We start from the raw sequence: 19,777 nt of genomic DNA, 5'->3' as shown, positions 1-19,777 counted from the left end.
CGCCCGCGGCGCTGTCAAATCCGCGCAAAGTGCGTACCTTCGTTCTCCATTATCCATTTTCAATTATCAATTTGATTGCGTTTAGCAAGCACTTGCTTGCTTCTCTCGTTTTTACGGCAACGCGATAGTATCCCGCCGAAAGTCCGCGATAATTATCGCAGTTTCGTATCATTATGCCGTGTTCAGCGAGTTTCTTGTGCAATCCGGTATCGTTGGAGCGGAACAGCAGGAAGTTGGCCTCGCCCGGAAAGACGGTCAGTCCGCAGGCGGCAAGTCCGTTGGATAAAAACCTGCGTTCCTCGGCAATGCGTTTGGCGGTTTCAGCGGCCCAGTCCGGCTCGTTTGCCGCCGCGACGGCGCACGCCTGCGCGATGACCGACACGTTCCACGGCTGTCCGGCATGGTATAATTTCTCAATCAGCGCCGCATCCGCCGTCATGCACCAGCCGAAGCGCACACCGGGCACGGCGTACATTTTCGTGTACGCGCGCAGGATGATCAGGCCGGGATCGGATTCCAGCAGGTCTTTCAGTGTGTGCTGCGCGGCGTTCTCCAGAAAGTCATTGAAACACTCATCCATAACCGGTTTTACGCCGTTTTCTGTACATTTTCGGACGATTTCCCGCAGGAGCTCCGGTTGGGCGGTTCGCCCGGTCGGATTGTTCGGATTGCAGAGATAAACCGCATCCAAATCCGGTGAAATCTCGTCTAAAATACGTTCTGTGAGCGCAAAACCGTCCGTTTCCCGCAGATTATGCACCCGAATCTCCGCACCTGAGAGCGTGCGCTCGTACTCCGCGAAGGTCGGTGCGGTGAGCAGCACCTTGCGCGGTTTCAGCACCGCCGCAAGACGGTCAAGCACATCCGCCGCACCGTTGCCGCAGTACAGAAAATCCGGATTGACGCCTTCTCTCGCACCAATCGCCTGCCGCGCGGCGCGGCAAAACGGGTCGGGATACTGCGTGCAGTTATCCACAGCCCTGTGCATGGCCGCGCGTACTGCGTCCGGTATGCCGAACGGATTGATGTTCGCGGACAGGTCGAGCGGCGCGAAGCCGTGGCGGTCGATGTAGGTTTGGATATCGCCGCCGTGGACATAGGTTGGCAATGTTGTCACCCTTTCAAATACGAATTTTCTCTCTCGCACAGCGTCCTAACTTTTTACGATCAGGCGGATTGCACAGCACAGCACCAGTGCAAACACGCTTGCCGCCGTCATCAGATCGACCGTTGCGAGAATATCCGTGCGGTCTACGCGGCGGATCGGATCACCGAAGGCGGCCTTTTTAACGACTTTGCCGAAGTAGCTGGCATCGCCGCCGAGCTGGATGTGCAGTGCGCCCGCGCACGCGGACTCGGTCTGACCGGCGTTCGGACTTTTGTGCTTATTGCGGTCTCGGCGGTAAATCCGCAGCGCATTTCGGTTATCGAGATGCAGCATTCCGGCACCGGCGATCATGCACAGTGCGGACAGTCTGGCAGGAATAAAGTTGAATAAATCGTCCATTTTTGCCGAAAACTTGCCGAAATACTCGTATTTATCGTTATGATAGCCGACCATGGAATCCAGCGTGTTGACCGCCTTGTACAGCATGCCGAGCGGCGCTCCACCGATGAGCATGAACACGAGCGGCGAGACCACACCGTCCGTCAGGTTTTCAGCCACGGTCTCGACAGCGGCCTTGATAACGCCCTCCTCGGACAGCTCTGCGGTGTCGCGGCCGACGTACCACGCGATGGCCTTGCGCCCCTCCTCGAGCGACTGCTTGACCGCGCCGTAGACATGATAACCGGCGTCCGCAAGGCTTTTTCGTGCGAAAATCATCCAGCAGAGCAGCGTTTCAGCGGCAAAACCGAGCCAGAAGTTCACATGATACAGCCAGCGCAAAAGGAAAAACGGCACGGCAAAGCTCACGCCGCAGGTGATGATCCAGAGTAAAATTCCGGCGAATGTCAGTGACGCAGGTGTTGCGGGAAAGATGCGGCGCAGAACTTTTTCGGTTCCTGAGATGAGTTTTCCCACCGCACATACCGGATGCGGCAATTTTTTCGGGTCTCCGAGCAGCCAGTCGAGCGCGAAGCCGAGCAGTACGGCAAAGGTTATCGTCATGGTTGTTCTCCTTTGATAAATTGCGGCACGCCTGCGATCACGCGCACGACTGCGTCCGCTTTCTGTGCCAAAGCACAGCACAGACGACCAACCGCTTCACGCCAGTTTTCGTCCGCACGGTCGATGGGAACGATGCCGCAGCCGATCTCATCGCAGGTGATAACGTGTCCGCACAGCGTATCTGCGAGCGACAGCGGGTCTTTGTCTTCCTTCAGCATTTTCCGCACGATTTCGTGCAGATTTTCAATCCTCGGCAGGTCTGCATACAGGTTTTCGGCAACTTTTCGTTTCCCCTGATATGCGCCGCCAATGATGAGCACGGTCATAAAATCAGCCCTCCAATCGCTGCTGCCGCAAGCGTGATCAGTTCCGACAGCGAGATGCAGAATCCCGCCAGGTCTCCGGTGACACCGCCGAACACACGACGGCTTATGTGCTCATGCACAGCATACCACACAACGAGCACAATAACGAGCACTTTCGCCGCAGCAAGCGCGTGCGGCACGCGGTATATCCACAATCCGAGAAGTACCGCAAACAGAACAAATTCAGCAACTAACATGCGCGATACCGCGCGTTTATCGCTGTTTTCCGCAAAGATATGTGCAAGTCCGCTGTCTTTTGCACACGGTGATGCAACTACCTTGCGGCCACCCATCGTCCGTGCAAAAGCGAATCCTGTGCACGCCAGCGGCAAAAGCACAGGCCGGTCGTAGATCTGCGCGAAGCAGCCGACCTCCGCCAACAGGAACGCCATCAGCCACAGCGGCCCGAACGCGCCGACGTGCGGGTCTTTGAGGATGGCGAGACGCTTTTCGCGATCGCCGAACGAGCACAGCGCATCGGAAGTGTCGCACAGACCGTCGAGGTGGATGCCGCCCGATACTGCCAGCGGGATAATCGCCGCGATCACAGCATAAAACAAGCCCGCCGCGCCGAAATGCATACAAAACGCGAACCAAATCCACTCCAAACCGCCGATCAGCACACCGATGAGCGGCAGGAAGCCCAGCGCCCAGCGCATGGTCTGTTTTTCCCAGTTCACCTGTGGAACAGGTATCGCAGAGTACATTGAGAACGCGACTAAAAGTCCGCTGATTACACTTTTCACGGCTGTTTTCCCTCCTTTACCGGCAGCAAAATCCCGCATACCGATTCATATACCGCGTCTGCTTTCCCAGTTAATTTCTGGTGCAGTTCTCCTAAAATCCGGATATACTGCATGGTCTCCGGCGGGTACGGCACGCCGTCCGCGAAGATTTCGTTGGAAACGATAACCAGCGTTTCACAGTATTTTTGCAGATTATCCACGCCTGCAACAATGCTGTCGAACGCCGATCCTGCGCCTGCGCCTTCCGGCGCAAACAGCTCGTTTGCCAGCAGATTGCCCAAATCCTCGAGCAAAATTCCGTCGTATTGCTGAGAGAGCTTGAGATTCGCTAAATCAAGTGTTCTCTCCACCGTAGCGAACCCTTTTCCCGCACGAAGCGCCCGATGCCGCGCAATCCGCGCCTCTGCGGACTTGCCGAACGGCTGCATGGTCGCCAGATATAATCGGCTCTGTGCTTTTTCACACACCAGCCGTTCCGCGTGCGCCGACTTGCCCGAAGCCGCTCCGCCGGTCACTAAAATCAGCATTTTCGCTCCCCTTTCTTAATTAGACTTGCAATCCGCTCTGATTTTCGATACAATAACTTTATCCGAGTAAGTTGAGGTAAGGAAAAATGGAGCTGCATTACGATATCACCAAACAGGATTTTATTGATTTTAATTTGAATTATTACAACAATAATGCGATTGTTCAACGCAGCATTCGCACCATGAGAATCGCCACCGCGGCTATTGTCATTCTCGGCGGCAGTGCGCTCATGTACTGGCTGCATACGCTCACGCCGGTTTCCATCGCGGTTTACGTTGCGCTCGCTGCCGTCTGCTTCTGGGGCACACCGCGCTATATGCGTCATAAAATGATCAAAAATATCGAGAAAATCCTCAAGAACGCAAAGAACAAGCAGCTTTGCGGACCGAAAACGCTCACGCTGCGTGAAAGCGAATTCGAGCTGTCCGGCGAGAACGAAGATACCGTTTACCAGTATTCGGCCGTTCAGCGCACCGCAACCGATGACAAGCATTATTATATTTTTGTTGATGAATTCTCCGCGGTCATCGTGCCGTTCTCAGCGTTTGAAAACGATGCGCAGAAGCAGGAGTTCTACAACAAAATCACCGCAAATATCGCGGATGAAGCTCTGAAATGCTAAGAATTTGAACCGTAAAGCACCGAGTTAACGCTCGGTGCTTTTTGCTGCACGCAGTATTCCTGTAAAGAATGCGGGCAGATCGCATTTATCGGCGTTACACACAATATTTATATAAAAATTTGTGCTATCTGTCAGACAAACAACTACTTTTGCGGCTGATATGCCTCCATTCCAATGTCCGCGAAGCTCACCATTTCCCGATATGGCGCCAGTGCCAGATCCAAAAGTGCCACGCCTGCCGCTGCGCCTGTCCCCTCCCCGAGATGCATGCCCGCCGTCAGGAACGGCCGCTTACCGAGTGCATCGAGCAGCAAAATGCTCGCCGGTTCGTCCGATCTGTGCGCTGCGACCATAAAATGCACAGACTGCGGGCACAATCGCACCGCGAGAAGCGCCGCCGCACACGAAATCACGCCGTCCAGCACGACCGGAATGCGCTGTGCCGCCGCACCCAAATACAGACCGCACAGACCCGCGATATCCAAACCGCCAACCTTATGCAGCACGTCGATCGAGTCATTCGGGTCGGGTTTATGAAGCGCCAACGCCGCCTCGATCACCGCGATTTTCCGCTCCAGACCGGCCGTTGACAGACCCGCGCCGCGTCCTGTGACCGCCGCAGGCTCCGCGCCGGTGAGCGCCGCCGTGACTGCCGCACTCGTAGTCGTGTTTCCGATACCCATTTCGCCGCCAATGAGCAGCGAATATCCCTTTTCGGCACACATTTCTGCCATTTTAATACCGATTTCGACCGCTTCGAGCGCCTCTTTCCGCGTCATGGCAGGCTCATGCGCAAAGTTTGCAGTTCCGCGCCGAACGGAAAATTGCAGCACTTTTTCGCTCTTTATCGGCTGTGCAACACCAATATCGACCGGAAATACGTCCATTCCGAGCGATTTTGCCATTAGACACACGGTGGACTCGCCGCGGCCCATATTTTCCGCGACCGTTGCTGTCACCTCCTGCCCGCACTGCGTCACGCCCTCGGCGACCACGCCGTTGTCCGCGCAGAAAACAACCGCCGCGCGTCTGGAAATATCCGGCACCGGCTGACCGAGAATACCCGCAAGCTGCACAATCGCGTCCTGCAGAAGACCCAGACCGCCGAGCGGCATGGCAATATTTGCAAAACGGTTTCGCGCCGCCGTCATGCTTTTCTCATCCAGCGGCCGGATGGCAGAAATAGTCTGTTCGAGTGTCATTTTTCGCTCCTTTCTGCACATTTTCGGACAAAATTCGCTGCAATTTCAGTTTTCGCGCGGAAATACAAATGCGGAAATCCTGCATAGAGCGTATCCGATGCAAAGCCGCAGTCCCACGCGCGCCCGTTTGGCTTGACCGCATGAAAATCTGTGCCATTATCCACAGCCTGTGCATAATGAAACTCGTGCACAGGAAATTGTCCACCGGCTTCGCACAGCAGGTTATCACTGTTTGCCGTGAGCGTGACATAACCGAACGGCTGCAGCCTGCGCGTCATGTGCGCCGAAGTCGGCAGCACACCTGCCATTTCCGCGCCGTCGAGCGACTGCATCAGATAAAGAAATCCGCCGCATTCTGCAACCGTCGGTAAACCGTTTTGAATCCCTTTTTTGATAGAATTCCGCATGATTTCATTCTCTGAAAGCCGTTTTTCATATAATTCCGGATAGCCGCCGCCGAGATACAGTCCATCGATATTCTCCGGTAGCCGCTCGTCTGTGAGCGGCGAAAACGGCACAAGCTCTGCCCCCAGCTCGCGCAGCACATCGAAGTTATCCTCATAATAGAAGCAGAATGCGCGGTCCTTCGCTACCGCGATCCGCACCGGAAAATCGGTCGCACGAGCGAGCGGCATGTGCGTATCGGTCAGCGGTTTCGCCGTCTGTGATAATGCACACAATGCGTGGAGGTCAATTCCCTCCTCTGCCGCATCCGCGAGCCGATCAATTTTTTCACGCAGGTCGGACAGCTCGTCCGCCGTCACCAGACCGAGGTGGCGGTCAGGTATTTCGGCCTCCGGAACCGGCGGCAAAAAGCCGAGCACAGGCAGCCCCGCTTTCTCTGCGATTTGTTTGTAAAACGAGTACATTCCTGCGGAAACGCCGTTTAAAATCACTCCTGCAAGCGTATTTTCCGCAAATGTGCGGAACCCGTGAATCTGTGCCGCAAGCGACAGCGACTGACCCTTAGGCCGCACGATCAGCACCGCAGGCGTGCCGGTTGCGCGGGCCAGATGCGCCGCCGAAGCCGTATCCGTCGTACCGGAAACGCCGTCGTAAAAACCCATGACGCCCTCGATCACGCCAAGACCGTCCGGCTGGATATGCCGCGCAAGCTGACCGCGAATACCGGCCTCGTCCTCGAAAAACAGGTCTAAATTGCGGCTCGGAACGCCCAAAACCGCCGTGTGGAACATCGGGTCGATGTAGTCCGGACCGCACTTGAACGCGTTGAGTGTTACGCCGCGGCGCTGCAGCGCCCGCAGAATCGCGGTCGTGACCGTCGTCTTGCCGCAGCCGCTGCCGGTGCCCGCAAGCAGCAGTCTTGGTGCATTATTTTGTGTCATTTGCGGCCCTCCCGGACAGAATAAACACCGGATTGTTCGCAGTCAGCATGGTGTATGCGCCGACCGACTTGCCGCGCGTGGCTGCCAGCTGTGTGACCTCGATGTCAGAAAACCCCAATTCTTTCAAGGCCGTCTGCGCCGCAAACAAGGTCTCGAGCGCAATCGCGTTCACGACCACGCGGACTTCCGGATTTTTCTCCCTGGCAAGTGCCAGAATCTCCCGCATTCTGCCGCCGCTCCCGCCGACGAACACGCAGTCCGGTGCCGGAAGGTTCTCCAGTGCCTCCGGCGCAAATCCTTCAACGATTTTTACATTGTATCCGCCGAGTTTTATGCGGTTTTCGTGCAAGAGCGCGACCGCTTCCGGCTTTCGCTCGATGGCGTAAACCGTGCCGTCGCTGGCCTTGCGCGCCAGCTCGAGCGTGACCGCGCCGGTGCCCGCACCCACGTCCCAGACCGTGTCGGTCGGTCGGACAGTCAGGCGGTTCACCGACACCCACCGAACCTCTTCCTTTGTCATCGGCACCTTTCCGCGCGTGAGCATTTCATCTCGAATCGGTTCGTTTTTGTTCGCCGCACGCGGGTTTTCGATCAGCAGAACCGCTAAATCCGGGCACGAAAGCTGCGCGATCTCTGCGGCTGTGCCGTGCACAATCCGCTCATTTTCCGCGCCGAGATTTTCCCCGAGATGAACGGGCAGCGCGCCCAATCCCGCGTCCATAAGGCTGCTGCAAACCGCCTGCGCGTTGTTTCCACCGCCGGTCAGCGCAAATGTTGCCGTATGGTAACTTACGGCGCCGAGAATATTTCCTGTGCGACCGTGCAGACTCTTAAAACACAGATTTTCGTAGGAAATGCCGCATTTCGCGCACATATACTGCATGCTTGACAATCCCGGCACAAGTGTTACCCCGCCGTACGGCAGGAGCCGCTCGCGCAGCTTTCCGGCCGCGCTGAAGAATCCTACGTCGCCGGAAACCAACAGCGCCGTGTGCCGGGCATTACCGGAAATTGCACGCTCAGCCAGCTCTGAGAACGCGCAGACCTCCGCCTTGGGCGACAGTGCCGCCAGCCGTTTTGTCGCGAACACCGCCTCCGCCGTTTCCAACGCGCGAACCGCTTCGCCGGTCAGCGTGTCCGCCGTGCCCATGCCCGCCCCGATGATGGTGAATATGCGCTGCATTTTTTCCGGCTGTAAGCCGAGCAAATCCGCGAGAAATGCCTGCATTTCCACCTGATTTTTGCCGTTTTCCACACGCGGACGCGCAATGACCAGTACCTTTGCGCCGACCTCCTCGGCTGCCGCGACCTTCTCCGCAAAGCCGCCGGACACACCGGTGTCCTTGGTCACGAGGATTTTTGCGCCGGTCTCGCGCAGCAGCGCCGCGTTCATCGCCTGCGAAAACGGGCCCTGCATGGCGATGATATGCGCGCCCGGGAAGCCGAGTGCGGCGCACTTTCCGAGCACCGACGCGGTCGGCAGCACGCGCGGGAACAGGCGCGTTTGGAAGTCCTGCACCGCCGTGTACGCTTCCAGTTCTTTACTGCCTGTGGTGAGCAGGACCTTGCCCTCGTGCGCGTTCAGCCAGTCCACTGCAGCGGCTGTGTTCAGCACGATTTCGCAGTTCTGATAAGGCAGGGCAGGCCGCAGCAGCCGCTCGTAGCGTGCGCCCGATTTCGCACAGGCCGCCCGCAGATTGTCGGTCACAGCCGCTGCATACGGATGCGTTGCGTCGATGAGCAGCGTATCCGAGGTCAATCGTTTTTCCATCTCCCGCTCATCCAAGCGGCCCTCGTGAACCGTGATTCCCGCCATCGGCTCCATCACCGCCGCACCATACTCTGTGGCAACGAAAACATCTGCCTGCACGCTATTTTTCGACAAAAACCGGCACAAATCGTGTCCTTCTGTCGTACCGGAGAAAATCATCAGCTTCATACGCCGCGATACCCCCTCGGCGTGACCATGCGGCCGTCCATCACGCGCGTGCGGCTGTTGCCGACAAACACAGTGGTCAGCATATCGACCTGTGTATCACGCAGCTCACCGAGCGTTGTAAGCGTGCAGCTTTCGCCTTCTCTGCCAATGCTGCGCACCAGACCGCAGACGGTTTCCGGCGGCACGGTCTCCAGCAGAATATCGCAGGCTCGGCGCAGATGGTCGGTGCGCTTTTTACTTGACGGATTGTACAGCACGATGCAGAAATCGCCAGCCGCTGCGCCGCGCAGACGCTGCTCGATCTTGTCCCACGGCGTGAGCAGGTCGGACAGGCTGATGCACGCAAAGTCACACGTCAGCGGCGAGCCGAGCACGGCGCCGCCCGAGCAGGCCGCCGTGATGCCCGGAATAACCTCGACCTCGAGGTTCGGCTCGTGCTCGCAAAGCTCGAGCAGCAGGCCGGCCATGCCGTACACACCGGCGTCTCCCGAGGACACGACCGCGACCGTTTTGCCCTGTTTTGCCGCCTCGACCGCCGCTTTGCAGCGCAAAACCTCGCGTGTCATGCCGGATTCGATGCGCTCCTTGTCCGAAATGAGGTTCTCGATCAAATCGAGGTACAGACCGTAGCCTGCCACACAGTCACATTTTTCCAGAGCACGCACCGCGCGCAGCGTCATCTGCTCCTCGCCGCCCGGCCCAATGCCGATGCAATACAGCTTCATGCTTCAACCTCCCGTTCTTCAAACGTCACGCGCCAGTCCGGCACGGCGACAGCCGCCGTCACGCCGTTCTGCGCGAATTTGTGCAAGATAAGTGTGCCGTTCTGTGCTGCGCACACAGCTGCGCGTTCGCACACATTATCGACGCCGACGGTCTGCTGCACGAACGCCGACCGGCTGAATTCGCCTTGTGCGTCCTGCAGCTGCTCGGCCGTAAAGGTGCGGAACGGCAGTCCGTGCTTTTCGCAAAACAGCAGCAAACCCGGCTCATTCTGCTTGATATCAATGCTCGCCGCGCCGCAAATCGCCTGCCAGGGCAGTTTTTTCGATGCAAGTGCCGCCTGAACCGTCTGCTCGATGGCATCCGCGCTCGTGCCCTTGCGGCAGCCAATGCCGAGATACGCAATCCGCGGCACGAGATGCAGCGTGTGTGCAAACGGCTGTGCGTCTGTGCGGAATCCAATCGTGAACCCGCTTTCCGCGTCTTTTTTTAGGTCAATATGGGCGGGCAGCAGCCCGTCTACCGGAAAATCCGAACGAACGCCCACGGTTTCCCCCCTGAGCAGCGCACCGGATACATATTTAATATGTTCCGGCTCCAGAACTGCACAGCTGTGTGCTTTTGCCCAAGTGTCCACGGCGAACACCTGCCGTCCATCTGTCGCGGTGGTGAGCACCGGCACAGCCTGCAGACCTTGCGCAAGTATTTCTGCAATCTTGTTGGCACCGCCCAGATGTCCGGACAGGAGCGGAATCACGAACTTTCCCTGCTCGTCAATGACGATCACCGCCGGATCATAGGCTTTTCCCATCAAATACGGCGCCACTGCGCGTACCGCGATTCCGGTCGCGCCCACGAACACGATCAGGTCACAATCGACCATTGCCTGCTGTGCAAAGCGTTTCAGGCTCGTGCCCGAGAGCGACGCATCCGCCGTCCTCGCGTACCGCTCACACCGGAAATCCGGCAGGAGTTTTACCGCCTTTTGCACAGTCTGTGCGCCGCACAGGGTAAAGGATACAAATTTTGCGTGCTTCATCGGCTTGCCTCACGAAATTCAGTCGTAAAAGTCGGGTCGTACAGCTTGGAGCGCTCGTACTCGGTGCCGAGGAACCCGCCCACCGTGATGAGCGCGGTCTTGGTGATGCCCTCCCGCGCACCGGCCGCGGCGAGTTCACCGACCGTTGTCCGCACGACCTTTTCGTCCGGCCAGGTGGCCTTGTACACGATAGCCGCAGGCGTATCCGGCGCATATCCGCCCGCGATCAGCCGCTCGGACAGGCGCGCCAGCTGACCCGCCGACAGGAAGATGACCATGGTGGCTCCGTGTGCCGCGAACGCCTCGATCTGCTCCTTTTCGGGCACGGGCGTGCGGCCCTCCATGCGCGTCAGGATGACCGACTGGCTGACATTCGGCAGTGTGTACTCGGCTTTGAGTGCCGCTGCCGCGCCGCAGAACGAGGACACGCCCGGGCAGACCTCATACGCCAGACCGAGCCTGTCCAGCTCGTCCATCTGCTCTCTATGCGCACCGTAAACGCATGGGTCGCCGGTGTGCAGACGCACGACCGTTTTGCCCGCCTTCGCGGCAGGCGCCATCACGGCGATGACCTCCTCGAGCGTCATCTTCGCGCTGTTGTACACCTCGCATCCGTCCTTTTTGTACTCCAGAAGTGCCGGATTGACCAGCGAACCGGCGTAAACAATCACATCTGCCTCGCTCAGCAGACGTGCGCCGCGTACCGTGATCAGATCGGGCGCCCCTGAGCCTGCACCCACAAAGTAGATCATTCGCTTTGCTCCTTTACCAATATAATAGAGAAATAGCCGCTCGGCTGTTCCAGCGCATCTAAATCTTCGATCAGCCGCTGACCGTCCATGCCGACGCGTTCGATCAGCACCGCGCTGCCGAGTTCGCCGCGCTGCCGGAGCAGTTCGCGGACCTCCAATACACTCTTTCCGGTCTTCATCAGCACCCTGCTGCCGGAGAGAGAAAGTCCCTCCTCTGCCCTGCCGTGCGTGACCGGAATGACGTGCAGCATTTCCCCGTCCTCGCACAGGGCGCGGCCCATGGCGGCAGCTGCGGCACAGAAGGACGGCACGCCGGGCACCAGCTCGGCAGCATAGCCGCGAGCGGCCACGCGCCTGTGTACATACCAGTAGGTAGAATACACCGTCGGGTCACCGAGTGTGAGAAACACCACGGTTTTGCCCTCGTCGAGCAGCGCACAGAGCGCGTCTGCCGCCGCGTCGTGGCTGGCGTTCCGCACCTGCTTGTCGTACGTCATCGGCATATCGAACAGCAGGATCGTCTTGTCCTGCCCGATGTGCGGCGAAGCAATATCCAGTGCGGTCTGTCTGCCGTCGGCGGACTTCGGTGCGGCGATGGCATCGCACTCGCGCAGCAGCCGGATCGCCTTGGCGGTCAGCAGCTCCGGATCACCCGGACCGACGCCGACTCCATATAAAATACCCTTCATTGCAGTTTCAACCTCTCACAGAGTGCGCGCGCGCCCGCCGACTCGGCCAGCACGCCGTATTTTCCGGTAAACATGATGAATTCCACGCGTGCCTGCCCCTTCATGCGCAGGGCGATACGGGTTTCCATTTCCCTGCCGATGCGCGACAGGACGGACCGGCGCAGATTTACCTCGTCCAGCAGCTCCACGCACGCGTCCACCGAGATGGCGGCCATCAGTCCTTCGAGTGTCTCGCGCGGTGCGCCGCACAGTGCCGCATGCGCGGTGAAAATCTCCTGCCGCGCGTCTGCGACCGATGAATGCGTGTTCATCACGCCTGCAGCCATCTTGACCAGCTTTCCGGCGTGCCCGACCAGCAGGATCTCGGGATAGCCGCGGTAAGCCGCATGGTCGAACGCCTCACCGATGAAGTTGGAGCACTTGACCGCGTGTTCGAGGTCAAGGCCGAGCGTGTCCCGCGCGAAATCCGCACCGTAGTTGCCCGGGCACAGGAACGCAATGCGCTGTCCCTGCGCGTACAGGCTGTCCAGCTCCAATCGGATGGTGTCCACAAGCGCCTTTTCGCTCATCGGCTCAACGATGCCGCTCGTGCCGAGAATCGAGATGCCGCCGACGATGCCGAGGTGGCCATTGTAGGTCTGGGCGGCAAGTGCCTCGCCGTCCTCCACCGAAATGGTAACGGAAAAGCCGCCGCCGTATCCGTTCTGTTCTGCAGCCCGGTGCACCGCGTCCGCAATCTGCTGCCGCGGACCGGGATTGATCGCCGCTTCTCCGACCGGCATCGCCAGTCCCGGACGGGTAATTCGTCCGACGCCGGCGCCGCCCTCTATGGTAACGCCCTTTTCGATTCGGCGCACGGAAGCCGTGATGCGGACCCCGTTTGTGATGTCCGGGTCGTCGCCCGAATCCTTGCGGACGGTGCAGACAGCCGCGTTTCCGCTCATATGTGCGTCCTCGACCGGCAGGCAGAAGGTGATGCCGCCCGGTGTGTGCAGGTGAATCTCCGGCGGCGCGATTCCGGTCAGCAGCAGCACAGCCGCCGCCTGCGAGGCCGCCGCCGCGCACGAGCCGGTTGTCCAGCCGCGGCGAAGCGCCTTGCCGCCGCGGTAGGCGGTGAGTTTTTCGTCCGGCATGCGGTGCACCTCCCTGTGAAATGTAATTCAATTTATTATAGCATACGCAGGCTTTTATTTGAAGTGCAAACGCGGGATGTCTTTTCTCTGCACCGGTTTTCCGGGCGCACTTGAACCGCGCAGGCGGTTCGCCCCTAACGGGCGGCAGGTTTTTCAGCACCGGCTGACTGGGGCACACGAACTGCGTCAGCGGGTTCGCCCTATCCGGGCGGAGAGTTTTTCGCTGAACCTCAGCGGGGGGATTCGCCGTCTGCGGACGGCGGGAACGTGCGGCACCCGCCGCGGGGGCAAAAAGGGTAGACACCTACGGTTTCTACCCTCTTTGAACACCCGTTTCCCTTGTTGGGATAGCTTGGGTGCAGACGGTAGACTGCGTAAGCAGGAAAAGGACGCGGCAGTCGGGTTACTCTTGCGTGACTTTCTCCGCTTTTTCGCGGTTCACAGACAGCGTACTGCTACACAGGTGGTTTACTCTACGCAGGCGCGGCATAGCAGTGCCGCGCAATTCGTTAGTCTGGAGTTTGCGGACAGCACCTACGAATTAGGCGTTCGGTACAATTTATCCTCGCAGGTGCTGTCTATAATAACGTGCTAAAGAATCGCGCGACACTGTTATGTCGCGCCTGCTGGAAGTAGCCGACCTGTGTAGCAGAACGGTATCTGACACTGCGAACAGGTTGCGAAAGACACGGAAGAAAAAATCCTCTGCCGTTCCCCTTATTTCGCAGCGGTCACATGTCGGCAATCTGCGCCAGACCCTCCAAGGGAAAGGGGAGATTCATAAGAGGGTGGAAACCGTAGGTGTCTACCCTCTTGTGCCCCCGCCGGGTAGGCGCACTCCCCGCTGAGGTTCAGCGAAAACCTCCCCGCCCGTTAGGGGCGAACACGCCTGCGGCAGTTCGTGCGCCCCGGTCAGCCGGTGCAGAGAAACAGGCTGCCGCCCAGAAAGGGCGAACCCGCTAACGCAGTTCGTGTGCCCCGCTCAGCCGGTGCTGAAAAAGGCTGCCGCCCGGAAAGAATGAACCGCGCAGGCGGTTCAAGTCCCCCGGTTGACCGGTGTCGGAATTTTTATCACTTTCCGCGGCAGTGCCGCGCTCCCTGCGATTCTTCATGAATTCTTCATCGCATTGTTTTAGTAGGATAACAAAAATTTTTTATAAATTCGCACTTTAATTGCCATGTTCTGTAAAATAATAAACTTTTCTAAGTGCGAGGTGAAAAAAGTAAATATTTTACGCAGTATTTTTGTACAAAAAGTCTGTTCAAAATTATCATTTTTCACAATAGTTGTTGATAATATTGATAAATACGCGAGATTTTTTTATTCATTCATCCAAATTGCACAAATACATCTTGACAAAGAATTTTAAAAGTGATAAATTTATCTCACGAAAGGACGAAAGGAGGCTGAGCAGGAAATGAAAAAGGTTATCTGTTCGGAACACGCACCCGCAGCCATCGGCCCGTATGCACAGGCAATTGCAGCAAACGGTATCGTATTTACTTCGGGTCAGCTTCCGATCGATCCCGCAACCGGTGCTTTTCCGGAAGGGATCGCAGCACAGACCAAGCAGTCGCTCACCAATGTAAAGGCAATCCTTGCTGAGGCAGGAACCGGTATGGATCAGGTGATCAAGACTACCGTCTTCCTGAGCGACATGAACAATTTCGGCGCGATGAACGAGGTTTACGCCACCTTCTTCGGTGAAGGCAGCTACCCGGCACGCTCCGCTGTGGAGGTTGCAAGACTTCCCAAGGACGCTCTCGTCGAGATTGAGGTAACCGCTCTCCTGCCGTAAGGCAAACCAAAAAGAAAAGAAAACAGCAAAAAAGAAAGGTGCTGTCCGCTAAGCAAAGCCGGAACCGGAAAACCGGCTTTGACAACCGGGGTACCTCCAAAACACACAACTGGAGGTAATTTATTATGAGCAAGCAGTATCCGCTGAACGTACCCGCACCCCATCATTTCACTTACGCAGTCCGTGATCTTCCGGAAGTAACCGTTGAGCAGCGTGAGCGCGCTCTTCAGGCTACTCATTACAACGAGTTCGCATTCCCGTCCGGCATGCTGACCGTTGATATGCTGTCCGACTCCGGTACCACTGCAATGACCAATCATCAGTGGGCAAGCCTGTTCCTCGGCGACGAGGCTTACGGCCGCAACACCGGTTATTACGTTCTGCTCGACACCTTCCGCGACATCTTCGAGCGCGGCGGCGAGAAGAACTGGAAGAAGATCATCGACCTCGTTCGCACCGATTGCCGCGACGTTGAGAAGATGATGGACGAAGTTTATCTGTGCGAGTACGAAGGCGGCCTGTTCAATGGCGGCGCAGCTCAGATGGAGCGCCCGAACGCATTTATCATCCAGCAGGGCCGTGCAGCTGAGTCCGTTCTGATGGAAATCGTTCGCAACATCCTTGCTAAGCGTCACCCGGGCAAGAAGTTCACCATTCCGTCGAATGGTCACTTCGACACCACCGAAGGCAACATCAAGCAGATGGGTTCCATTCCGCGTAACCTGTACAACAAGACCCTGCTGTGGGAAGTACCGGAAGGCGGCCGTTACGAGAAGAACCCGTTCAAGGGCAACATGGATATCGAGAAGCTGGAGCAGCTGATTCAGAGCGTAGGTCCGGAGAACGTTCCGCTGATCTTCACCTGCATCACCAACAACCCGGTTTGCGGCCAGGCCGTTTCCATGGGCAACCTGAAGGAAATCAACCGCGTTGCGCATAAGTACAACATCCCGCTGGTATTCGATACCGCTCGTTGGGCTGAGAACGCTTACTTCATCAAGATGAATGAGGAAGGCTACGCTGACAAGTCCATCGCTGAGATCGCTACCGAGATGTTCTCTTACTGCGACGCATTCACCATGTCCGCTAAGAAGGACGGCCACGCTAACATGGGCGGTATGCTGGCATTCCGCGATAAGGGCCTGTTCTGGAAGAACTTCTCCGACTTCAACGAAGACGGCACCGTTAAGACCGACGTTGGCGTTCTGCTGAAGGTTAAGCAGATCTCCTGCTACGGCAACGATTCCTACGGCGGCATGTCCGGCCGTGATATCATGGCTCTGGCAGTTGGCCTGTACGAGTCCTGCGACTTTAACTACATGAACGAGCGTGTTGCTCAGTGTAACTACCTGGCAGAAGGCTTCTACGACGCTGGCGTTAAGGGCGTTGTACTGCCGGCAGGCGGCCACGCTGTATACATCAACATGGATGAGTTCTTCGACGGCAAGCGCGGCCACGACACCTTCGCTGGTGAGGGCTTCAGCCTTGAGCTGATCCGCCGCTACGGCATCCGTGTATCCGAGCTGGGCGACTACTCCATGGAGTATGACCTGAAGACCCCGGAGCAGCAGGCTGAAGTATGTAACGTAGTTCGCTTCGCAATCGACCGCAGCCGTCTGACCAAGGAGCATCTGGACTATGTAATCGCAGCTGTTAAGGCTCTGTACGAGGATCGTGAGAACATTCCGAACATGCGTATTGTTTGGGGTCACAATCTGCCGATGCGTCACTTCCACGCATTCCTGGAGCCGTACGCTAACGAAGAGAAATAATCCCCTGTTCCATCCTTTCGTCAAAGGCGATACCGCATAATTGTATAAATTGTGCGGTATTTCCGCCAATGCCGCAGCAAAGGCGCCGCGGCATTGCATAACAGGAATTTCTCCTGACCTTTTTATAACTTGATAATCAGGGCGTAACCTGTGCCGCGTGGAAAGTGCACAGGAAAGCAAAGAACAAAGGCGTTCTTTTTGCCAGAAAACTAAACAGTTTCTGCGGCAAAGAGAACGCCTTTTTTCTATCCATTTACACATTAAAGGGGTGTAAGATAATGAGTAAAGAGCCTAAAAACTTAGAACAGAGAGATGGTTTCCAGAGTAAGTGGGGATTCATTCTGGCATGTATCGGTTCTGCGGTTGGTATGGGCAACATCTGGCGTTTCCCGATCATGGTGCAGAAGTACGGCGGCATGACCTTCCTGCTTCCCTATTTCATCTTTGTAATTTTGATCGGCAGTACCGGCGTTATCGAGGAGTTCGCTCTCGGCCGTCGTGCAGCCGCAGGTCCGGTTGGTGCGTTCGGTATGTGTACCAAGGAGCGCACCGGCAGTGATAAATCCGGTAAGGCGATCGGCGCGATCCCGATCATCGGTGCATTGATGCTGGCAATCGGCTACACGGTCGTTCTCGGCTGGATCTTCAAGTACACCTTCATGTCCCTCTCCGGCAGCCTGTTCAATCTCGGCACGGACATGGGCGCAATCGGCGGCACCTTCGGCATGACCGCACCGGAGGCAGAAACGCTTCCCGAAGCCCTCAAGGCAATGGCGTCGGCTGGCTTCTTCGGCATCGGCAACGGCGTATGGCAGATCGTTGCACTGGTAGTTTCCCTTGCCATCATGGTAATGGGCGTTGCAGGCGGCATTGAGAAGGCCAACAAGGTCATGATGCCGGTTCTGTTCGGTCTGTTCCTCGTACTGGCAATCTACATCGGCACGCTGCCCGGCGCATCCGAAGGCTATAAGTACATTCTGACCCTGAATCCGGCTGGTCTGCTCAAGCCCGACCTGTGGGTATTTGCATTCGGTCAGGCGTTCTTCTCCCTGTCTGTTGCAGGCAACGGTTCTGTAATCTACGGTTCCTACCTGTCCAAGAGCGAGGATATCCCGTCCTCCGCACGCAACGTAGCAGTATTTGATACCCTTGCAGCTCTGCTGGCAGCAGTCGTTATCATTCCGGCAATGGCAGTTGTTCTGGGCGAAGGCATCCGCGACGTATCCGGCGGCCCCGGCCTGATGTTCGTTTACCTCGTAAACGTATTCAACGCAATGCCTGCCGGCCGTATCATCGGCGCGATCTTCTACATCTGCGTACTGTTCGCAGGCGTATCCTCCATCGTAAACCTGTACGAAGCACCGATCGCTTTCCTGCAGGAGCAGTTCAAGTTTAAGCGTGCAGCAGCCGTTGGCACCATCGGTGTAATCGGTCTGGTCGTTTCCATCGCAATCCAGCCGTGGACCTCTCAGTGGATGGACGTTGTTTCCATTTACATCTGCCCGCTCGGCGCTGCTCTGGCCGGCGTTATGTTCTTCTGGGTACTGGGCAAGGAAAAGGCAATTGCTGCTGTTAACGAAGGCGCTAAGAAGCCGATCGGCGGCTGGTTCTTCCCGCTCGGCAAGTGGGTATACGTTATCTGTGCAGTTCTTGCACTGATCCTCGGCGTTATGTACGGTGGCATCGGCTAATCCCTCAAGCCGTCACCGATCTTTCAAAAGACGTTCATGGAGTTTATGAATCGTCTGTATCCCCCCTTTTGTCTCTGTCCCCCGTCACTGCTGTGTGACGGGGGACACACTTTTCTAATTAGAAATCAGCAATCAGCAGGCAGTAATCGCTGCATGCAAAGCAAAACCCCGGCTTTGCCGCACTTGACAAAACCGGGGGTGCTCGGGTATACCATCCCCAAGGGATGCTGTTCAGGCAGTCAGACCCTATAACAAGTTAGTGAACTAAGTCACTGACCGTTCGAGGCCTAATCGAGCGGTCAGTGCGCTTTTATACAGAAAAGAGACGAGCCAGGCAGGCTCGTCTCTTTTTACGTTGTATGGAGAAGATTCAGTTAAAGTAAACGATATCTTCCTTCGCCTTTTCGGCGGGTTCTACCGTGATGGCATGCAGCACCGGACCGGGACCGCGGTACTGCGGCAGCTCCTCGACGGTGATGGACGCCGTTACCTTGACCCAGTCGCGGTTATGCAGCTGATCGCGGTCGGGATAGCGGCAGAGGAAGCCGAGGAAGGTAACGTCATCCGCGCAGCAGACCATGCCGAAGCGGCCGGGCACGAAGCTGCCGGCGGGCACATCCTTGCCGACGTATGCCTGGGCAAGAAAGCGGACGGTCTTGCCGTCATACTTCATCGGGTCGCCGGTGGCGTCAATGTACCACAGGCCGTAGTCCTCCGGCCCGATGTCGATGATATCCGCATCCACATCAAACGGCAGCGGCATATTGCGGGCGTAGTCCTCGGAATTGCCGTTCACGTCATCCAGATAGATTGCCGCACGCGGATTCATCGCCTTGATGTTCTTCTTGTACAGCATATCCTTCAGCTCATCCGTGCAGCGGTTGAACACAACCAGATCCGCAGTGGTGATATGCTCAAACATCATCGGGCCGATGTTGTTGGAATACAGCTCAAACGTGGTCGCATCGACCGTGGTGACGATCTGGTACAGCTCCCAACGGGCAGGAAATGCCTGCATCAGCTTTTCCAGCTTCCACATGCCGTTGTACTCAACAAGAATGCGGTCCGGCTGGTATTTCTGCTCCACGCGCTTGAGGATATTCGGCGTCAGACGGTCCTCGGACTCGATCGGCACAAGCGCGGTGCCGTAGTGCAGCAGCCACTTCTCGTCGTATTCCTCGATGCCTTCTTCGCACAGCAGCAGCACCGTGCGCTCGTTCTCGGTAAAGTTCGGGTCCGCGAGAATGTCCTGAATGAACTTGGTCTTGCCGCTCTCCAGAAAGCCGGTAAAGACGTATACCGGAATGGGTTCGTTAGCCAT

General features: G+C 57.1%; 18 protein-coding genes. 4 read left to right on the top strand and 14 right to left on the bottom strand.

The features are described 5' to 3' along the window. Window positions 1–49: 49 nt before the first annotated feature. Genes DW806_RS01990 through DW806_RS01970 form a run of 5 tightly spaced genes read right to left on the bottom strand, consistent with a single transcriptional unit; the run spans window position 50 to window position 3,748 of the window. Window positions 50–1,108 (bottom strand): pyridoxal phosphate-dependent aminotransferase, encoded by a 1,059-nt coding sequence (locus DW806_RS01990; protein ID WP_158578263.1) that lies wholly within the window; start codon window positions 1,106–1,108, stop codon window positions 50–52. A gap of 45 nt (window positions 1,109–1,153) precedes the next feature. Next, window positions 1,154–2,110 carry an adenosylcobinamide-phosphate synthase CbiB gene (gene cbiB, locus DW806_RS01985; protein WP_118728939.1) on the bottom strand — a complete coding sequence of 319 codons (957 nt, stop codon included), beginning with the start codon at window positions 2,108–2,110 and terminating at the stop codon, window positions 1,154–1,156. Beyond that, entirely contained in the window at window positions 2,107–2,436 is a 330-nt protein-coding gene (locus tag DW806_RS01980) for a bifunctional adenosylcobinamide kinase/adenosylcobinamide-phosphate guanylyltransferase (protein ID WP_118728938.1), read from the bottom strand. The genes cbiB and DW806_RS01980 overlap by 4 nt, the downstream gene beginning before the upstream one ends. Then, entirely contained in the window at window positions 2,433–3,221 is a 789-nt protein-coding gene (locus DW806_RS01975) for an adenosylcobinamide-GDP ribazoletransferase (RefSeq protein ID WP_158578262.1), read from the bottom strand. Before DW806_RS01975 ends, DW806_RS01980 begins: the two co-directional genes overlap by 4 nt. Beyond that, window positions 3,218–3,748 (bottom strand): bifunctional adenosylcobinamide kinase/adenosylcobinamide-phosphate guanylyltransferase, encoded by a 531-nt coding sequence (locus DW806_RS01970; RefSeq protein ID WP_118728936.1) that lies wholly within the window; start codon window positions 3,746–3,748, stop codon window positions 3,218–3,220. Before DW806_RS01970 ends, DW806_RS01975 begins: the two co-directional genes overlap by 4 nt. A gap of 182 nt (window positions 3,749–3,930) precedes the next feature. Here DW806_RS01970 and DW806_RS01965 point away from each other — a divergent pair, with 182 nt between their 5' ends. Next, on the top strand, window positions 3,931–4,371 hold the full coding sequence (locus tag DW806_RS01965; protein WP_158578261.1) for a YcxB family protein: 441 nt from the start codon (window positions 3,931–3,933) through the stop codon (window positions 4,369–4,371). Window positions 4,372–4,514: 143 nt separating this feature from the next. Here the strand turns inward: DW806_RS01965 and cobT are convergent, their stop codons facing one another. The 8 genes from cobT to cbiD are packed head-to-tail and all read right to left on the bottom strand — an operon-like array spanning window position 4,515 to window position 13,194. Beyond that, window positions 4,515–5,573, bottom strand: a complete 1,059-nt coding sequence (cobT, locus tag DW806_RS01960; protein WP_118728934.1) for a nicotinate-nucleotide--dimethylbenzimidazole phosphoribosyltransferase — start codon at window positions 5,571–5,573, stop codon at window positions 4,515–4,517. Further along, complete coding sequence (locus tag DW806_RS01955) at window positions 5,570–6,919, bottom strand: cobyrinate a,c-diamide synthase (RefSeq protein WP_118728933.1); 1,350 nt, start codon at window positions 6,917–6,919, stop codon at window positions 5,570–5,572. Before DW806_RS01955 ends, cobT begins: the two co-directional genes overlap by 4 nt. Beyond that, window positions 6,906–8,858 (bottom strand): precorrin-6A reductase, encoded by a 1,953-nt coding sequence (gene cobK, locus DW806_RS01950; protein WP_118728932.1) that lies wholly within the window; start codon window positions 8,856–8,858, stop codon window positions 6,906–6,908. Before cobK ends, DW806_RS01955 begins: the two co-directional genes overlap by 14 nt. Continuing rightward, window positions 8,855–9,583 carry a precorrin-3B C(17)-methyltransferase gene (gene cobJ, locus DW806_RS01945; RefSeq protein ID WP_118728931.1) on the bottom strand — a complete coding sequence of 243 codons (729 nt, stop codon included), beginning with the start codon at window positions 9,581–9,583 and terminating at the stop codon, window positions 8,855–8,857. Before cobJ ends, cobK begins: the two co-directional genes overlap by 4 nt. Next, window positions 9,580–10,620 (bottom strand): cobalt-precorrin 5A hydrolase, encoded by a 1,041-nt coding sequence (locus DW806_RS01940; RefSeq protein WP_118728930.1) that lies wholly within the window; start codon window positions 10,618–10,620, stop codon window positions 9,580–9,582. The genes cobJ and DW806_RS01940 overlap by 4 nt, the downstream gene beginning before the upstream one ends. Further along, complete coding sequence (gene cobM / locus DW806_RS01935; RefSeq protein ID WP_118728929.1) at window positions 10,617–11,372, bottom strand: precorrin-4 C(11)-methyltransferase; 756 nt, start codon at window positions 11,370–11,372, stop codon at window positions 10,617–10,619. Before cobM ends, DW806_RS01940 begins: the two co-directional genes overlap by 4 nt. Further along, on the bottom strand, window positions 11,369–12,061 hold the full coding sequence (gene cobI / locus DW806_RS01930; RefSeq protein ID WP_118728928.1) for a precorrin-2 C(20)-methyltransferase: 693 nt from the start codon (window positions 12,059–12,061) through the stop codon (window positions 11,369–11,371). Before cobI ends, cobM begins: the two co-directional genes overlap by 4 nt. Next, window positions 12,058–13,194, bottom strand: coding sequence for a cobalt-precorrin-5B (C(1))-methyltransferase CbiD (gene cbiD, locus DW806_RS01925; protein WP_118728927.1), 1,137 nt, complete (start codon window positions 13,192–13,194; stop codon window positions 12,058–12,060). The genes cobI and cbiD overlap by 4 nt, the downstream gene beginning before the upstream one ends. A 1,418-nt stretch (window positions 13,195–14,612) precedes the next feature. Between cbiD and DW806_RS01920 the strand changes: the two genes are divergently transcribed. The 3 genes from DW806_RS01920 (at window position 14,613) to DW806_RS01910 (ending at window position 18,456) form a co-directional block, all read left to right on the top strand. Then, window positions 14,613–14,993, top strand: a complete 381-nt coding sequence (locus DW806_RS01920) for a RidA family protein (RefSeq protein ID WP_110435180.1) — start codon at window positions 14,613–14,615, stop codon at window positions 14,991–14,993. A 125-nt stretch (window positions 14,994–15,118) separates the two neighbouring features. Beyond that, window positions 15,119–16,765, top strand: a complete 1,647-nt coding sequence (locus DW806_RS01915; RefSeq protein ID WP_118728926.1) for a tryptophanase — start codon at window positions 15,119–15,121, stop codon at window positions 16,763–16,765. Window positions 16,766–17,043: 278 nt separating this feature from the next. Continuing rightward, on the top strand, window positions 17,044–18,456 hold the full coding sequence (locus tag DW806_RS01910; protein WP_117488915.1) for a sodium-dependent transporter: 1,413 nt from the start codon (window positions 17,044–17,046) through the stop codon (window positions 18,454–18,456). A gap of 370 nt (window positions 18,457–18,826) precedes the next feature. Here DW806_RS01910 and DW806_RS01905 read toward each other — a convergent pair whose 3' ends face one another. Next, window positions 18,827–19,777 (bottom strand): TIGR03943 family putative permease subunit, encoded by a 951-nt coding sequence (locus DW806_RS01905; RefSeq protein ID WP_117488917.1) that lies wholly within the window; start codon window positions 19,775–19,777, stop codon window positions 18,827–18,829.

This window comes from Butyricicoccus sp. AM32-19 (assembly GCF_003480365.1).
GTDB classification, from domain to species: domain Bacteria; phylum Bacillota; class Clostridia; order Oscillospirales; family Butyricicoccaceae; genus Agathobaculum; species Agathobaculum butyriciproducens.
The sequence above is the reverse complement of the archived record's forward strand: the minus strand, read 5'-3'. Positions and strand labels throughout refer to the sequence as shown.

What these genes read in the sequence shown, in the direction of transcription:
- cbiB (WP_118728939.1), bottom strand. Translation starts at nt 2,110, where the DNA reads ATGACGATAACCTTTGCCGTACTGCTCGGCTTCGCGCTCGACTGGCTG.
- DW806_RS01980 (WP_118728938.1), bottom strand. Translation starts at nt 2,436, where the DNA reads ATGACCGTGCTCATCATTGGCGGCGCATATCAGGGGAAACGAAAAGTT.
- DW806_RS01970 (WP_118728936.1), bottom strand. Translation starts at nt 3,748, where the DNA reads ATGCTGATTTTAGTGACCGGCGGAGCGGCTTCGGGCAAGTCGGCGCAC.
- DW806_RS01965 (WP_158578261.1), top strand. Translation starts at nt 3,931, where the DNA reads ATGAGAATCGCCACCGCGGCTATTGTCATTCTCGGCGGCAGTGCGCTC.
- cobT (WP_118728934.1), bottom strand. Translation starts at nt 5,573, where the DNA reads ATGACACTCGAACAGACTATTTCTGCCATCCGGCCGCTGGATGAGAAA.
- DW806_RS01955 (WP_118728933.1), bottom strand. Translation starts at nt 6,919, where the DNA reads ATGACACAAAATAATGCACCAAGACTGCTGCTTGCGGGCACCGGCAGC.
- cobK (WP_118728932.1), bottom strand. Translation starts at nt 8,858, where the DNA reads ATGAAGCTGATGATTTTCTCCGGTACGACAGAAGGACACGATTTGTGC.
- cobJ (WP_118728931.1), bottom strand. Translation starts at nt 9,583, where the DNA reads ATGAAGCTGTATTGCATCGGCATTGGGCCGGGCGGCGAGGAGCAGATG.
- DW806_RS01940 (WP_118728930.1), bottom strand. Translation starts at nt 10,620, where the DNA reads ATGAAGCACGCAAAATTTGTATCCTTTACCCTGTGCGGCGCACAGACT.
- cobM (WP_118728929.1), bottom strand. Translation starts at nt 11,372, where the DNA reads ATGATCTACTTTGTGGGTGCAGGCTCAGGGGCGCCCGATCTGATCACG.
- cobI (WP_118728928.1), bottom strand. Translation starts at nt 12,061, where the DNA reads ATGAAGGGTATTTTATATGGAGTCGGCGTCGGTCCGGGTGATCCGGAG.
- cbiD (WP_118728927.1), bottom strand. Translation starts at nt 13,194, where the DNA reads ATGCCGGACGAAAAACTCACCGCCTACCGCGGCGGCAAGGCGCTTCGC.
- DW806_RS01920 (WP_110435180.1), top strand. Translation starts at nt 14,613, where the DNA reads ATGAAAAAGGTTATCTGTTCGGAACACGCACCCGCAGCCATCGGCCCG.
- DW806_RS01915 (WP_118728926.1), top strand. Translation starts at nt 15,119, where the DNA reads ATGAGCAAGCAGTATCCGCTGAACGTACCCGCACCCCATCATTTCACT.
- DW806_RS01910 (WP_117488915.1), top strand. Translation starts at nt 17,044, where the DNA reads ATGAGTAAAGAGCCTAAAAACTTAGAACAGAGAGATGGTTTCCAGAGT.
- DW806_RS01905 (WP_117488917.1), bottom strand. Translation starts at nt 19,777, where the DNA reads ATGGCTAACGAACCCATTCCGGTATACGTCTTTACCGGCTTTCTGGAG.